Below are 15,969 nucleotides of genomic sequence, written 5' to 3' on the forward strand. Positions count from 1 at the left end.
CGCCCGCCGACCGTCCGACATCCGGCTTTGGATACGGTACGTCCGATCGCCGCTGCTCAGCGAAAACGACTGGTGTACCGAGGCTGGGAGGTACCAGACGGCCATGCGACTTCATGTCGGGTGTGCGATGTGGACCCACCGGTCCTGGCAGGGCCGGCTGCTCCCCCACCCGCTTGCCGCGCACGAGCGCCTCCGGCACTACGCGGGCTGGTGCGACGCGGTCGAGGGCAACACCACCTTCTACGCCACACCGACCCGCGAGGCGGTCGCCTCCTGGGCGGAGCAGACCGCCCCCGACTTCCGCTTCGTGGTCAAGCTGCCGAAGGTGGTCACCCACGAACGCCGCCTCACCGATGTCGCCCAGCCGATGCGCGCCTTCCTCGACGCGATCGAGCCACTCGGCCCCCGGGCGTACGCCCTCTGGGTCCAGTTGCCCGGCTCGTTCGGCCCGGACGACGTGCCCACGCTGGCCCGCTTCCTGCGTCGCCTACCGGCCGGCCACCGACCCGCCGTGGAGGTCCGCGACCCGGCGTTCTTCACCGACCCCCGCGCGACCCGGCTGCTGGAGACGGCGCTGGCCGAGACCGACGCCGAATGGATCCCGTTCGACACCACCGCGTTCTTCGCCGAGCCGCCGACCAGCGACGCCGAGCGGGACGCCTGGACGAAGAAGCCGAGGATGCCGTTGCGCACCGAGGCGCTCACCGACCGGCCGATCGTCCGTTACCTCGGCCGCGACGACCCCACCCGCACCGTCGACGGCTGGCGGCGGTGGGTCGACGTGACCGCCACCTGGTTGCGTGAGGGCCGGTCGCCGACCGTCTTCATCCACACCCCGGACAACGCCGACGCGCCGACGCTGGCCCGCCGGTTCCACGCCGAGGTACGCGACCGCGTACCCGGGCTGGCGCCGCTGCCCGAGCCGATCAAGGTCGAGCCCGCCACCCTCTTCTGACGGCTCGGGTGGCGGGCTCGTCGACCTATGCGGCGTCGGACCCGGGCTGCGGAGGCTCTGGGCCCCGGTTCTCCCGGAGGGCCCGGCTGACCTGGTCCAGCAGTTGCCGGGGATCGGTGCGGCCGGTCACCTGGACCTCCACCTCGGACTCGCCGATCCGCATCCGGACGCTGGCCCCGCTGGGCTGCTGGCTCAACCAGGTCTGGAGCAGGGTGAAGAGGCCAGGCAGCAGGCTCTGTGCCACCACCGCGATGATGACGGCCTCGCTGAAGCCGGCCCGTCCGCCGGTGCGCCTGCCCAGGTCCCGTACTGCCGTGCGGTACTCCGGGCGGCGGTGGATCCAGTCGACGAGCGACACCTGGGCCGGCTGCCGAAGCTGGGTGATCATCTGAAGCCGGACGGCCTGCCGAGACGGCGGGTACGCACCACTCATCCGATGCTCCTGTTCATTCCTCGACGTCGGGCTGGAAGGTGAGTTCGTCTCCGGTGACGGTGACGACACCGGTGACGGTGATCGAGCGGCGCTCGGTGAACTCGTCCTTGCCGAAGTACGACTCGTAGGTGCCGCTCACCTCCGCCTGGCCCTGCCCCTCGTACGGCGTCGAGAGCCGCGCGGCGGTCGGGCCGAGGATCTCGATCTGCGGCTCGGGATAGGAGATGATCTTCCAGGTGATGTTCTCGGCGCTCGAGTAACCGGACAGCCGGAAGGGGCAACCCTGCGGTGCGGCCACCGTCTGCCGCGCGCACTCGTCCAGGTACGCCCTCACCTGCGCCTGGATGGTGTCGTGGGCGGCGGGCTTCAACTCCGGAATCGCCTGGATCAGCGTCTCGGACATGTAGCCGGGCAGCACGGTGAGGTACTGCGGCGCCACCTCACTGAGCGGGTTGGACGCTGCCGTCACCACGTACATGCCGGGCACCGAGCGCACCGTCTGCTCCTGTGGGCTGGTCGGCACCGACACGCCGTTGATCATGAGACCTTCCTGGTCGGCGGCGACGGTGAGGGCGAAGACGCCACCCAACACGTGCCAGCCCTTGAAAACACCGAGCGTCGAGTCCTCGTCACGCCGGAGCATCACCTCCGTCTCCACCGGGATCTCCCCGAGATCGAAGGAGACCTTGGCGGTCGCGAGGTCGTCGTCGCGCTCGATGTCCCGGATGTCGACGTTCTTGGGCGGCTGGTAGTCGGTCGACTTGATCAACTCGGCGAGCAGGGTGTCGTTGCGTACCGTCGCCTCGATCTCGGGGCTCAGCCAGCCCGCGAGGTCGTCCACGTCGCGGTCGGCGAGGGCGGAGAAGTACCCGTTGACGGCGGCCTCCGGCCGGAAGAGGCTCCACTGCACGATACCCAGCAGGCTGGAGATCAGGCAGAAGGAGAGCAGCACGACCCCACCGATGACGGCCGGACGCCGCAGGTCGACCGGGTCGTCGCCGCCGAACAGTTCCTTGGTGCCGATCACCCGCCTCGGCGGCTCCTCCGGTGCCGAGGGCTCGTGGCCCGCGCGTACCGTCTCCAGGCGCTCCAGCCGCAACTCGTTCGGCGGATGCTCGGCGCAGACGGCCTCGTCCCAGCCGCTGCGCCCGCTCTCGAACGACTTGCGGCGTTCGAGGATCGCCCGCAGTTCCTCGGTACGTCCGGTCACCACCGCACCCAGGTCCGCCCGGTACTCGGCCGCCCGCACGTCGGCTCGGTGCAGTGGCTGCACCAGGTACTTCATGGTCAGCAGGACCGGCCAGAAGAAGACGAAGACGAACAGGTTCGTCGCCGGGTGGGGGAACTTACGCATCAGCCAGGTCGGCACGGCGTGCACCAGCACGAGCGGCAGGCCGACACCCCGGACGAAGGCCGAGGTGATCTCGTCGCCGGTACGCCAGTGCACCAACTCGTGGCTCAGGAGCGCGGCGATCTCGTCACGCGGATCGGTGAGCAGACCGGTGGTGACGACGATGTGCCGGGCGTAGGTGCGGGCATTCGTGCTGACCAGGTCGTCCTCGACCAGCAGCCGCGGCACCCCGGGCAGACCCAGCCGCTCGGCGCACTCGTGCAGAATCGGCATGATCAGTTCCCGCTCCCGGCGGCTGAGTTCGCGCGCGCCCGACACCCGCAGCAGTCGATGCTCGAACAGCACCCGGTACAAGGTGTAGAGCACACCCACCAGAATGGCGGCAGCCGCCATTCCAGCTAGCTGGGCGATCAGGGAGACGCCGCTGTCCACCCCACCGAAACGAAGGATCGGCACCATCAGCAGACCGGCCAGGAACGCGATACCGGCACCGACGAAAGCGCCTATCGCACCACCGGACTGTTCCATGAAGGAACTGACCAGTCGACCGACGATCGGGGCGTCGCGAACCTGGTCCGGGATCAGATCCGCGAACAATCCACCGCCGGTGAACGCCAGGGCGATACCCGCGACCGCCGCGAGCACCACCGCGTTGAACAACGCGACCGGCACATAGAACCAGGCAGCGATAAAGGACCCCAGCACACCGCGCCAGTCACGCAGGATCCCGACGCGGAGCCAGACGATCGCGTTCGGATAGCCGGGCGGGCGGTTGGCCAGGCGGCCACCTGTCCCGTCGGGGCCGGGGGTGTCACCAGCAGGCGCGGACGGCCGCACCGGCGCCAGCGGCGAATTGCCGGTCATCTGATTCTGGTGATCGTCGGAAGGTTGCACCATATCCTGCTGCACGGAAACTCCTCCATGGTGCCGAACAGGGCAAAATCGCGGCCCGGTCCACCCGGAACTGATTTCCTAAGGCAGGCAGCGGGCCGCGTTTCAGGCAGTGAACCACTCAGCGGTAGGGGCAGACCTTACTCCGGTGAATACCGTCACGCCACCCACATCGCGTACCGAATTGCGCAGCCGAGCCATTCGAATCCGGCAGTTGGTGCAGAGTGGACAGTCGTCGTCGCCCGATGACGACTATCCGTCATTTCTCCGCGTACGACAAAGATGAAAGTTCCACGGAATTGCTCGGCCGCACGCGCCAGGCGCGGATTGGCGAGGTGCGGGAACCGGCCCGTCGGGCGCCGGTCAGGACACCCGCGGCACCGGCCGCCGGTGGTACTTCGGTCCGTCCGGGTCATGCATCTCACCCCGGTAGATGCCGTGCCGCAGCTCGGAGACGTACCCCTCCAGCTCCGGCATGCCCAGCCGGGCCGCCACCGCCAACTCGGCTTCCACGTCGTACGGGACCCGGACGAACTGGATTGAGAACGGCGCGTCGGACGTCGAGCCGAGGACGCCTTCGAGGATCACGTACACCGGGGTCGGGTCGTCTATCGCGTTGCCGACGCTGCCCGTGTTGAACAGGGTGCGACGGTCGCGGTCCACCTCGTAGAACGGATCGTGGGTGTCCCCGTAGCCCACCACCGAGGGCACCGGCCCGTCGCCGGTCGCCGGGGTGTTGGCGAACATGCCGAGGAACTCGGCCTCGTCGTGGTCGAACCGCACCCGGCGGTGCACGCTGGTCGCCGACGCGTGGAACAGGCGCACCTGCCGACCGCTCATCAGGAAGTCGTGGCAGAACGGCAGACCGCGCAGCCAGTCACCCTGGCCGTCGGCGAGCTGCGCCAGCCACCAGGCGATCGCCTCACTGTCGTAGGTGCGGTCCGGGTCGGGCAGGAAGTCGTCCCAGTTGCCGAGGATGTTGACCTCGCAGCGCTCCTGGCAGACCTCGATGACCTCCCGGCCGCGCGGCCCCTTGCCGACGTAGTCACCGAGGTTGAAGATCCGCTCGATCCCGCGTGCGTCGATATCGGCCAGCACCGCCTCCAGGGCGGTCAGGTTGCCGTGGACGTCGGAGATGAGGGCGATGCGATCGAGGGATCTTGTCACGGGCCGATCGTAGACGCGACGGCGATGGCTGATCAGGGGCCGGCCTCGGGGGTGGCCAGCAGGTGCCCGCCCTCGAGGCCGGTGATCTCAGGACCGCCGACTCCACTGCTGGTTCGCGCCGCCGTTGCAGGACCAAAGGATGATCTTTGTTCCGTTGGCGGTGGCGGCACCGTTGGCGTCCAGACACAGTCCGGACAGGACGTTGGTGATGGTGCCGTTGGCGTTGATGTTCCACTGCTGGTTGAGGCCGCCGTGACAGTCCCAGATGATGACCGTGGTGCCGTTGGTGGTGCCCGCCCCGTTGGCGTCCAGGCACTTGTTGCCGTACCCGGTCAGCTGCTTGCTGGCGGTGTAGGTCCACCGCTGGTGCGCTCCGCCGGAGCAGTCCCAGAGCTGCGTCTGGGTGCCGTTGGTGGTGGAGGCACCGGGGATCTCGACGCACCGGCCGGACTGGCCACCCACGAGCTGGTCGCCCTGCGTGCTGCCGGTGCCCTGCCGCCTGACGATCGACGTCGACTCCGCCGATCGGTTGCCGAGGGCGTCGACGACGTAGAGCCGGTAGTCACCCGACGCCGTCGGCACCGCGATGGAGGTGGCGTTACCGTCCGCCCTGGTCATCGTCGGCCCGGCGGCGAAGTTGGTGGTACCGGAGGGCGCCAGCCAGAGCGACCTGGTCGCGTCGCCGCTGCTGCGGATCGGGATCGAGGAGGTGCCGCTGCCGACGAAGGTGCTGGCCGGTAGGACGTAGTCCTGCATCGGCAGGTTGCGCGGCTGGGTGATGTCCCGGTACGCGTCCTGGAGTCCCGCGTTGACCGCGATCCCGTAGGCGGCTGCCGGCCAGACGTAGTCGGAGGAGACGATGATGTCGTGGATGGTGCTGTTGGGCAGGTTCTTCTGGGAGACCTTGTTGATGGGACCGTAGGTCTGCGTGATGCTCAGGTCGTGCTTACGTCCGAAGTCGTCGGAGTTGATCATCCAGGTGATGTTCTTGTCCACACTCAGGACGTTGTCCCGGAAGGTCATGTACGCCGAGCCCTCGTCCGGGTGGAGTCCGTACTTGTGACCGGCGGGGACCCCCTGGAGATAGTTGTCGTGGATGGTGGTCCCCGGCTGGCTGCCCAGGGTGTAGATGGGCGCCGTGTCGCTGAGCCGCTGCACCGTGTCGATGATGTGGTTGTGGCTGATGGTGTTGTTCTTCGCCGTGGTGGTGGGCCGGTTGGGCGCGATCGATCCTGAGGATCCGTCGAAGTTCCACCAGCCCCAACCGAGCGTGATGCCGGCCCACGGCGTCTTCTCGATGCGGTTGTGCTGCACCGTCAGCGAATCGGCGAAGTACGCCGCGACCGCGCCGTGCCCGTTGAACAGCACCGCGCTGTCGTAGACGTAGTTGTTCTTGATCTCGATGTTCTTCGGGAGCCCCTCGACCTGGGCCGGGTACTTCTCCCGGTTGCTCGACGTGTGGTCGCCGACGTAGACGTGCTGCGGGTGACCCACGCTGATCGCCGTTCCGGCGACGTCGTTGGTGAAGTTGCCGATCAGCTGCGAGTTCACCACGTCGTTGACCAGGTTGATGCCGTCGGCGCCGGTGTGCTCGATGCGGTTGCGCTCCAACCGGATCCCGTCGGCGTTCTGGACGTGGACGATCCCGGGCGTGACGTCGACGTTGCGGTAGTAGTAGACGTGGAAGTTGCCCCGCGCGTACGCCAAGGCACCGAGGTTGCCCTGCTGCGCCTGCTTGTAGACCGAGCCCGCGACGTTGAACAGGTTCCAGTCGGAGTGCCGCACGGTGAGCCCGGAGAAGGTGATGTTACGGGCGTGGTTGCTGGTCGAGGTGCCCGCGATCCGGAGCACCGTGGTCACGTTGTTCGGCGCGAAGACCGTGGCGGTGGCCATGTTGTCGGCGCTGGCCTTGTAGTAGTAGAGCGTCCGACTGGACTTGTCGAAGTAGAACTCCCCCGGCGCGTCCAGGAACTCGTAGGCGTTCATGACCTTGTGGCTACCATTGATCTGGGCGTTGCCGTTGAACGCACCCTGCGCGATCGCGGCACCCGGCTGCTGGAACAGCGCGACGCGGCTGCCGCCCTCGGTGGTCACCTGCCGCACACCCACGATGGCCGTGGTCCAGGTGGTGGCCGTCTCGATCTCGATGTCGTCCTGGTTCTGGGAGATCGCCGGGAAGTCGGCCGTGTTGTACCTCGCGCCCGCGCACTGCGAACCCGACTCCCAGGCCCAGTCGGCCTGCCCCGCGTTGATGGTGTACTGGCCGTGGCACCCGCCCGACGTGATCGTCTTGGCCGCCATGTGCGCCCGCCGACCGTTGACGTAGAGCGCGCGCAACTTGTTGCCCCGGTCGAGCGGGGCCTTCCAGATGTTCCCGTTGTGCTGGGTCCAGCCGGTCACCTGCACACCGGCTTCGAGGATCGGCGTCTCGTTCGGGTAGGCGGCGTACACCACCCGGTGGCCGTTGGCACCGGAGTCGTTCGGCCCGAACTCGATGGTGCTGCCGACCGGGTAGCTGCCACCACGGAGGTAGACCTGGATGTCGCCGGTCATGGTCGCGGTCTTCGTGCGGACCACGTCCCGGGCACGCTGGAGCGTACGGAACGGCGCCGCCATCGTGCCGGGATTGGCGTCGTTGCCGTTCGGTGCGACGTACAGCGTCTCCTGGACCGCGGCCTGTGCCGGAGCCTGGTCCGCGACGACGGCCGGCAGCACGGCGGAGACGAGGACCGCCAACGCGACTAGGGAATGTCTCCCCTGGACAAAGGATCTCATTTCTGCTCCCTCTACCTCCGTCGACAGACCCGCCTCGCGGTGTGGCCCACGCCTTGTGTGGCCCACGCCCTTGGGTGCGGCCTGCGCCTCAACGCGCGGCAGCCGAGTCGCCGGAATCCTGATCAACAGCGCCCGGTCGCGATTCCGCCTACGGCCGGAGACATCCTTGGTGGTTACGGGTCGGGTCAGCCCTGCTGCACCTGCCATCTCTGGTTGTCGCCACCCCAGCAGGACCAGAGTTGGACCTTGGAGGTCGTGACGTTCACGTCCAGGCAGAGGCCGGACTGCGCACCACGGATCGTGCCGTCGCCGCCGACGGTCCACCGTTGGTTGTCGCCGCCGTTGCACGCGTACGTGCCGACGACGGTGCCGTTCGTGGTTCCCCGGTTGTACGCGTCGAGGCACCGCTGACCGTTGAGAGCGGTGATCTGGCCACCGGCCGTCAACGTCCATCGCTGGGCGGCGCTGGTGTTGCAGGGATACACCTGGACCTGCACGTTGGCGGTGGTGGCACCCGGGATGTCCAGACACTGCCCGGTGCCGACGTTGCGCAGCAGACTGACCGCGTCCGGGGGGACACCACCGTCGCCCAGTCCCCAGGCATGCCGGAGACGGTTGAGACCGCTCGCGTTGGGGGTGCTCAGGGTGAGGTTGGTGCCGGTGCCGTGCAGCTTCTGCATCGCGTACCAGTCGTCACCCTGGCCGGCGGTGACCTTGCCGCCCAGACCCGGCCAGTAGATCGAGCCGATCCGCAACTCGCGCAGCACGTCGGCGGTGGCGCGGAAATAGCGTACGAAGTTGTCGGCGCTGGCGGCGTCGTGGTAGTTGAGCCCGGTGTCCATCGGCGCGCCGAACTCGTCCATGACGGTACGAGCGGCGCAGGAGCCGATCGCGTCCCGGAGGAACGTCACCCACTGGTCGTAGGTCTTCGCACCGCTGAAGAAGGTGTAGTGGTGCAGCGACACCAGCGTCCCGTCGAGCCGCCGGTCGGCACACATCGACTTGATGTCGGTGTTCAGCCCGGCACCGCTGACGAAGACCCGGTCACGGGGGACCGACGGACGGGCGTTGAGCCAGTCGTTCACCACGTTGGCCCAGTCTGCGGCGCTGTGCCCGCCCGGCTCGTTCATCGGCTCGAAGTACACCAGCGGGTTGCTGCCGTACCGGGCGACCACGGTGTTCCACATGGTGTTGAAGGCGGCGGTGTTGACGATCCGCCCGCCGCTGGCGGCCACCCCGTCGTCCCAGTAGGAGAGGACGACCTTGAGGCCCTTCGCCGTGGCGGCGTCGATCGCGCCGGTGTACGAGTTCCACCAGGCCGTACCGACGGTGTAGGTGTTGATCGGAAGCCGGACGGTGTTGGCGCCCAGGTTGTTCTGGAATCCGGTGTAGATGGCGTTGGCCTTGGCCTGAACCGTGGCGTAGCTGTCGGAGCTGCTCAGCCCGTGCAGGACCAGCGGTCCGCCGTGGAAGTTGTCTCCCAGCCGTGCCCAGTTGACGCCGCGGAACGCAGTGGTGTCCGCGGCGGCCGGTGAGGCACCGGCGAGCACGGCGGTCGGCACCGCGCCGAGCGCGACCATGGCGCAGGCGAGTACCCGGGTCAGGTAGCGACTCGTTCGGGATCTGGCCATCGTCGTTCCCTTCATTACGGTGCCGACCGTCATGCCTGCTCGTCAGCTCAGGCCCGGGACCAGCGCTGGTTACCGCCGCCGTGGCAGTTCCACACGATCACCGCGCTGCCGTTGGCGGTGGCGGCGCCGTTGACGTCGAGACACAGCCCGGTCTGCGCGTTGCTGATCGTGCCGTTGCTGTTGAAGACCCACTGCTGGTTCGCCGCGCCGCTGCAGTCCCAGATCTGCACCTGGGTGCCGGCGGAGGCGTTGTTCGGCGCGTCCAGGCACTTGCCCATCACCTGCAGCGCCCGCCCGTTCTGGGTGAACTGCTGGTTGGCGTTGTTGTGGCAATCCCAGATGATCATTTGCGATCCGTTGGCCGAGTTCGCCCCGTTGACGTCCAGGCAGCGACCTGATGCCTCGTTGCGCAGCCGGTTGCCGGTCGGGTTCGTGGGCGGGGTCGAGCCGCCGTTGAGCGTGTCGAGGACCGCCGTGTACGCCGGCTTCTTGTTGCCCGCGCAGTCGAAGAGCAGGGCGTTGTCGCCGCCACGCCAGGAGTCACAGTCCCGTACGCCCCACACGGTGATGCCGGTGCAGCGCGAGATCGCCAGGCAGGCGCGGGTGACGGCGGCGTACATGTTGGCCTGGTTGCCGCCCTGGGTGATGTCCAGTTCGGTGATCTCCACGTCGACGCCCAGGTCCGCGAAGCGCTGAAGGTTGGCCTGGTAGTCGCTGGGAAGAGTGGTGCCCAGGTGGGACTGGAAGCCCACGCAGTCGATCGGCACGCCGCGCTGCTTGAAGTCGCGGACCATGTTGTAGACACCCGTCGACTTCGCGTTGATGCCGTCGGTGTTGTAGTCGTTGTAGCACAGCTTCGCGCCCGGGTCGGCCGCCCGAGCGGCACGGAACGCCGCCTCGATCCAGTCGTTGCCGGTGCGTTGCAGGTTCGAGTCGCGTCGGGCACCGCTGCCGCCGTCGGCGAACGCCTCGTTCACCACGTCCCACGAGTAGATCTGCCCCCGGAAGTGGGAGGCGACCTGGGTGACGTGGTTGATGGCGGCGTTGCGCAGGTCGCCGCCGGAGAGGTTCTGCGCCCAGCCGGGCTGCTGAGCGTGCCAGAGCAGGGTGTGCCCGCGTACCTTCATCCCGCGCGAGCGGGCGTGGTTGACGATGCGGTCGCCGGCGCTGTAGTTGAACACGCCGCGCTGCGGCTCGGTCGCGTCCCACTTCATCTCGTTCTCGGCGACGAGGCTGTTGAACTCGCGGTTCAGCACCGTCATGTACGTGTTGTCGTTGAACTTGTACGTCCCGACGGCGGCACCGAAGTAGCGGCCCTTCTCGGCGGCCGCGGCGCCCAGCGTCGTGCCCGCGTTGGCGGCACCGGTCGGCACCAGCACCGTCCCGGCCACCAGTAACCCGACCGCCAGGGAGCGCATGGTCGCTCCGGTGGACCACCGTCGTCGCGGCGCACCGCTCGGATGTACGAGATTCTTCATGTGTTGCAGCACCTCCATAGTTCGCGTCATGTCGATGGTTAGCGCTAACACCATCGGTCGGCTCAGGTGCTTCGCCGGGCGGACCACAGGAGACGAGACAACGCTACGCATCGATGAAAGTGAGATTGCCACAAAGTTACGGAGCGCTCAAGAAGTTCCGCACCGCAGCCTGGAAATAACCATATTTGTCAAGGTCAACGCAGCAGTCACCGGGGGCGAGCGGCAGCGGTCCCGACTTGGATGTCTCGCTCCACAGAGATCCACACAGCGGTGCGCATCGTTGACGCGGTAGCGACTCGGCGCAATGTGCACGCAAACATCGCGCGAACCCGGCGACGCAACAGCGGCCACCTGTCGAACGCTGCTCGTGCCGCCCGATTTGCCGACCACCAACGCGAGACATCGATGCGTGTTGATGTAGGGTGGGGCGATCCCCGAAGGCGTCCTCCAGTCCATCTGTTCGAGGAGCTGAACATGTCGCGAAGGCGTTGGCGCCCAGCCCATGTACTGGCCGGGTTGCTCGTCCTAGTCCTGACCGCGCTGCTGTCACCGACACCGGTGGCCGGCACCGCCACCGCCAGCACACCCCGCCCCGGTGGGGTGCCCCTCACCGAACTGACCGTGGTCTCCGAACAGGTGGCCTACGGTCTCCAGCGTCCGGTCGCGCTCACCGGGCTGCCAGACGGCCGGATGCTGATCGCGGAGAAGAACGGCACCGTCCGCGCCTACCATCCCGACACCGGCCTGGCCGCCGAGCCGGTGCTCGACCTGACCGCCCGCGTCGACACCTCCGGCAACGAGCGCGGTCTCCTCGGCATCACCCCCGCACCGCACTTCGCGCGGACCGGGATGCTCTACGTGGCCTACACCAGCCTGCCGGACGGCACGCTGACCCTGGCGCGGCTGCCGATCAACGCCCCCGAGCGGCTACAGGTGCTGCTCACCCAGGAGCACGCCGAGTACAACAACCACAACGGTGGACAGGTGGCGTTCGGCCGCGACGGCTACCTCTACTGGTCGCTCGGCGACGGCGGTCACGCCAACGACCCGTACAAGGCCGGCCAGGACCTCAGCACCCTACTGGGCAAGATCGTGCGGATCGACGTCAACCGCAGCTGCGGGGCGAAGCCCTACTGCGTACCTCCTGACAACCCGTTCGTCCGTACCCGCGACGCCCGGCCCGAGATCTGGCTCTACGGGCTGCGCAACCCCTGGCGGTTCTCCGTCGACCCGGCCGACAACTCACTGTGGATCGGCGACGTGGGCCAGGGCCTGGTCGAGGAGATCAACCACATCCGTCCGTGGCAGCGCGGGGCGAACCTCGGCTGGTCCTGCCGGGAGGGCACCCCGGTGTTCGACCCGGACCAGTGCCGACCGGGCGTGAAATACACCGACCCGGTCTTCGAGTACGAGCACTACATGACCGAAAGCTGCTCGGTGACCGGCGGCGTGGTGTACCGAGGGTCCGCGACCCCGGAGGCCCGTGGGGTCTACGTCGCCAGTGACTACTGCTCGACCCTCGCGTTCGCCGTACGCCCCAAACCCACCGGCGGCTACGAGTCCGCCATCATCGGCAACTTCCCCATCCAGCCGACCGCCATCGACAAGGATGTGCACGGCGAACTGTACGTACTCAGCGACCTACCCGGCTGGCTGAGCAAGGTCCGGTTCGAGCGCGTGCCACCCGCCCCGGCCGACTGACCGTCGAACCGCTGAACCCGGGCAGGGACCGGCGGCCACCTGCAGATCGTCGTCTGCGCCGCCGGTCCGCCCCGACCGTGCCCCAACTGACCGGCATCGACACGCGAGGTGCCGAGCGTCGGTCACGACCTCTCGTCGTGGCCATTGACCGGATGTCGGCCACCGACGCCCACCCCAGTAGCCCTGGCATTGCCCTGACGTGGCACCAGTGTCGCGGGCCGGGGCCGCCGCGCTGCTTCCAGCGCGGCGGCGGCCCGTCGCTCCAGGCTGCGATAGCCGGCTCGACGGGTCACCTCCAACGCCCGACCCGCCCGCTCGGCGGCCTCGGCGCGACGGTCGGTCCGGACGAGCAGCAGCGCCGACCCGATCAGGGCTTCCGCTTCCGGGTGCAACGACCCGGCCTGCTGAGCAGAGAGAAGCGCCTTCTCGTGGTGAACCAGGGCCGCCCGCTCGTCGCCCTGCAGGGCGTGCGCCTGCCCGATCGCGTTGTGGGCGTCGGCTGCGATCTGGCGGTCGCCGAGTTCGTTTCCCAGCTCAAGTGCCTTGATCGCGCTGTCGAGGGCTTCCTGACCCACACCGCTGTCGACCCGCACCCGGCTCAGCTCGATCAGGGCCGTGGCCTCGCCGTAACGGTCGCCGATGCCTCGGTGAATCTCCAGACCGTCGTTGATCAGACTCGTGGCCGCGGCGAGATGGCCCAGTTCCCTACGGACCGCACCCAACGCGGTCAACACGCTGGCCTGCCCGGTCGGAGACTTCAACATGCGGTAGCGAACCAGCGCGGCGGCAAGGTAGTCGACTGCTTCCGGAAGTTTGCCCATGCGCCGGTACGCGTCGCCGAGGTTGTTGAGGTTGACCGCGATGCCGGCGAGGCTGTTGCTCGCCTCGTTGGCGTGCAACGCCTGCGTGAAGTGCGCGACAGCCGCCTCCAAATCGCCGAGGTCGCTGTAGACGATGCCCAGGTTGCACAGCGCTGCCGTGCGCCCCTCCGACCACCCCGCCTGCTCGCTCAGCGCGAAGGCCTGCCGCAGGTGAGTGATCGACTTGGCGTAGCGCTTGGTGCTGTGACACGCCTGCGCGAGGCTGTGATGTGCTGCCGCCTGCCCGATCGCGCTGTCCTCGGCACACGCCGCGGCCAGACCGGCCTCGGCAATCGTGAACCAGTCGTGCATGTACTGGCGTAGTGCGAGGTAGCCACGCAACGTGTCGGCGAGCAGGTAGATCAGCGGACGTACCTCGCTGTCGGTGACCACCTTGGCGAGAACCACGAGGTTTGGCCGTTCGCTGTCGAGCCAACCCAGCGCCGCCTGGTGATCGTCGAACGGAACGACCGGCACGCCGGGGGGTGGATCCGGAAGCCGCAGCCGGAACATCTGCGGGTACAGCTGACGGGCGGCGGAGTCCGCCGTGTGCAGGTAGTGGGCCAGCAACCGGCGCAGGGCGGCACCCCGCATCTCACTGGTGATCTCGATCTGCGCCTGTCGACGAGCGTACAGGCGGAGAAGGTCGTGGTGGCTGAACCTGTCCGGACTGTGCTCGTCCAGGAGATGGGTGGTGACCAACTGCTCGATGAGGAGTTCCGCCGTGGGCACGGTGTCACCCAGCAGCGCGGCTGCGGCCGGCACGGAGATGTCGTGTCCGGGCGCGACACCGAGCAGGCAGAACATGGTTCGCGCCCTGGGCGGCAGCGCCCGGTACGACAGGTCGAACGCGGCACCCACCATGCTCCGCTCGTCGTCGCCGGTGGACAGCAGGTGAAGCCGATCGCCGACGTTGAGCTTGTCGATGTAGTGCTCCACAGAACGCGCCGGCCGGTCCGCAATTGTCGCGGCCGCGATGCGCATGGCGAGCGGAAGGTAGGCGCAGGCGGCGGCCAGAGCCTCGATGGTCTCCGATCCGGTGCTCCTGGCCTGCGAGCCCAGCAGGTGGTTGAACATGGTGGTGGCGTCGTCGGGGGTCAGCACGTCGAGGTGCAACCGGTACGCCCCGTCCACGGCCACCAGCCCGCGGAGTCGGTTCCGGCTCGTGACCAGGACCATGCATCCGGGTGTCGCCGGCAGCAGTGGACGGACGTCACTCACCGCCGCGACATTGTCGATCACCACGAGCACACGGCGGTCCGCCAGCAGTGAGCGGTAGAGAGCGGACAGTTCGTCGACGGCCAGCGGGATGCTGTGCACCGGCGCCCCGAGAGCGCGGACGAACTGGGCGAGGGCCTCGGCCGGACGCACCGGTGTCCGGTTGGCATAGCCGTACATATTGATGTAGAGCTGGCCATCCGGGAAGTGGTGGCGGACCCGGTGGGCCCAGTGTGTCGCGAGCGCCGTCTTGCCGACACCAGCCGAACCGGAGATCACCACCCGGACTCCCGCCGGTCCGGCCCTCGTCGCCAGCATCCGATCGAGCTTTGCCAACCGGTCGGCGCGACCGACGAAGACCGCCGCGTCGACCGGCAATTGTGCTGGCACACAGGGGGTGACCGCCCCGACCGGCGCACTGCTCTCCAGATTCGATGGATCAACGTTCCGGGCCCCGGACGAAGGTTGCAGCATCGCCAGGTGAAGGTCGTTCAGCGCGGGGCCGGGCCCGACGCCGAGATCGTCGAGCATTCGCTGGCGGGTTCGGACATACCAATTGATCGCCTCGGCGCCACGGCCGGTGGCCTGCAATGCCCTCATCAGTTCCGCAACGATGGATTCGGCCAGCGGGTTCTCGGTCGCCAGGGCGGTCAGCGTGTTGATCACGGTATCGGGGCGACCGTTACCCGTCTCCAGCCTTGCCCATTCGACCGCGGCCGTCAGCCGTTCCTGTCCCCACGTCTCGCGCGTGCGCCTCACCCACTCGCCAGAGAGGTCGGCCATAGCGACCCCGCGCCACAACGATATCGCCCGGCCGAGTAGAGCCGCCTTCCGCCGCTGGTCAGGCTCGCCGCACGCTCGTTCACACAGGGACTTGAAACGGCTGACGTCGATCGTTTCCACCGGCGCATCGAGTAGGTAACCCTGGGATGTTCGGGATATCGACACCGGACTGGAGGTGTCCACCTTCGTCAACAGTCGGCGAATCCGGGAGATGTGCGAGTACAGCGTGTTGCGAACAGCAGAGGGCGGACGTTCCCAGACCCGCTCGATGAGGCCGTCGACCGACACGGCCTGCCCCGCGTTGGCTACGAGCACGGCCAGCACGAGCCGCTGTTTCACCGGCCCGAGATCGAGCGGCGCCTGATCCACCAGCACTTTCACCGGGCCGAGCAGACCAAGATCCCATTCGGCCATCACGCCACCAATCTCCGCCCCAGGCACGAGCTCGGGTCCGGTGTCGTCGAGTTGGCCGAAGTACGTACATCGAGTGATTGCTGGCCAATGGACACGGCACGCACAGTTTTGCCCATACCTCGATCAAGCACAAGGGTGTGCACGCCCTCGCAGAGAATCGCGCCCGCCAATCGTCTGAGATGCGCGGTTCGGGGTGTTCGTATAGGACACTCCGGGTCGGTCGGGGTTGTGGTGGTCGATGTTCGCCACGTGCTTCAGATCTCATTCCAGTAGCCGAGAATGCCATCCCAAAAGAAATAGGACGCAACAGAT

At 67.8% G+C, this 15,969-nt stretch carries 9 protein-coding genes; 2 read left to right on the top strand and 7 right to left on the bottom strand.

Features of this window, described 5'->3' with window-relative positions; translation table 11 throughout:
• Nucleotides 1-127 precede the first annotated feature (127 nt).
• A complete protein-coding gene (locus tag FF096_RS08380; RefSeq protein ID WP_230462407.1) occupies nucleotides 128-955 on the top strand; it encodes a DUF72 domain-containing protein in 828 nt (275 codons plus the stop codon).
• Nucleotides 956-980: 25 nt separating this feature from the next.
• Here FF096_RS08380 and FF096_RS08385 read toward each other — a convergent pair whose 3' ends face one another.
• From FF096_RS08385 to FF096_RS08410, 6 genes are all read right to left on the bottom strand, one after another.
• Nucleotides 981-1,388: a hypothetical protein gene (locus tag FF096_RS08385; RefSeq protein ID WP_155215914.1), complete on the bottom strand. Its 408-nt coding sequence runs from the start codon at nucleotides 1,386-1,388 to the stop codon at nucleotides 981-983.
• Nucleotides 1,389-1,401: 13 nt separating this feature from the next.
• On the bottom strand, nucleotides 1,402-3,603 hold the full coding sequence (locus FF096_RS08390) for a M48 family metalloprotease (protein WP_196222483.1): 2,202 nt from the start codon (nucleotides 3,601-3,603) through the stop codon (nucleotides 1,402-1,404).
• A 390-nt stretch (nucleotides 3,604-3,993) separates the two neighbouring features.
• A complete protein-coding gene (locus FF096_RS08395) occupies nucleotides 3,994-4,797 on the bottom strand; it encodes a metallophosphoesterase family protein (RefSeq protein ID WP_309222910.1) in 804 nt (267 codons plus the stop codon).
• 87 nt (nucleotides 4,798-4,884) lie between these two features.
• Nucleotides 4,885-7,572: an RICIN domain-containing protein gene (locus FF096_RS08400; RefSeq protein ID WP_155215920.1), complete on the bottom strand. Its 2,688-nt coding sequence runs from the start codon at nucleotides 7,570-7,572 to the stop codon at nucleotides 4,885-4,887.
• 185 nt (nucleotides 7,573-7,757) lie between these two features.
• A complete protein-coding gene (locus tag FF096_RS08405; protein ID WP_155215922.1) occupies nucleotides 7,758-9,203 on the bottom strand; it encodes a ricin-type beta-trefoil lectin domain protein in 1,446 nt (481 codons plus the stop codon).
• Nucleotides 9,204-9,250: 47 nt separating this feature from the next.
• Nucleotides 9,251-10,621, bottom strand: a complete 1,371-nt coding sequence (locus FF096_RS08410; RefSeq protein WP_155216200.1) for an endo-1,4-beta-xylanase — start codon at nucleotides 10,619-10,621, stop codon at nucleotides 9,251-9,253.
• A 534-nt stretch (nucleotides 10,622-11,155) separates the two neighbouring features.
• Between FF096_RS08410 and FF096_RS08415 the strand changes: the two genes are divergently transcribed.
• Complete coding sequence (locus FF096_RS08415; RefSeq protein ID WP_155215924.1) at nucleotides 11,156-12,382, top strand: sorbosone dehydrogenase family protein; 1,227 nt, start codon at nucleotides 11,156-11,158, stop codon at nucleotides 12,380-12,382.
• Between the two features lie 122 nt (nucleotides 12,383-12,504).
• Here FF096_RS08415 and FF096_RS08420 read toward each other — a convergent pair whose 3' ends face one another.
• A complete protein-coding gene (locus FF096_RS08420; protein ID WP_230462411.1) occupies nucleotides 12,505-15,657 on the bottom strand; it encodes a BTAD domain-containing putative transcriptional regulator in 3,153 nt (1,050 codons plus the stop codon).
• Between the last annotated feature and the right edge of the window lie 312 nt (nucleotides 15,658-15,969).

Source organism: Micromonospora sp. CP22 (assembly GCF_009712475.1).
Lineage (GTDB): Bacteria > Actinomycetota > Actinomycetes > Mycobacteriales > Micromonosporaceae > Micromonospora.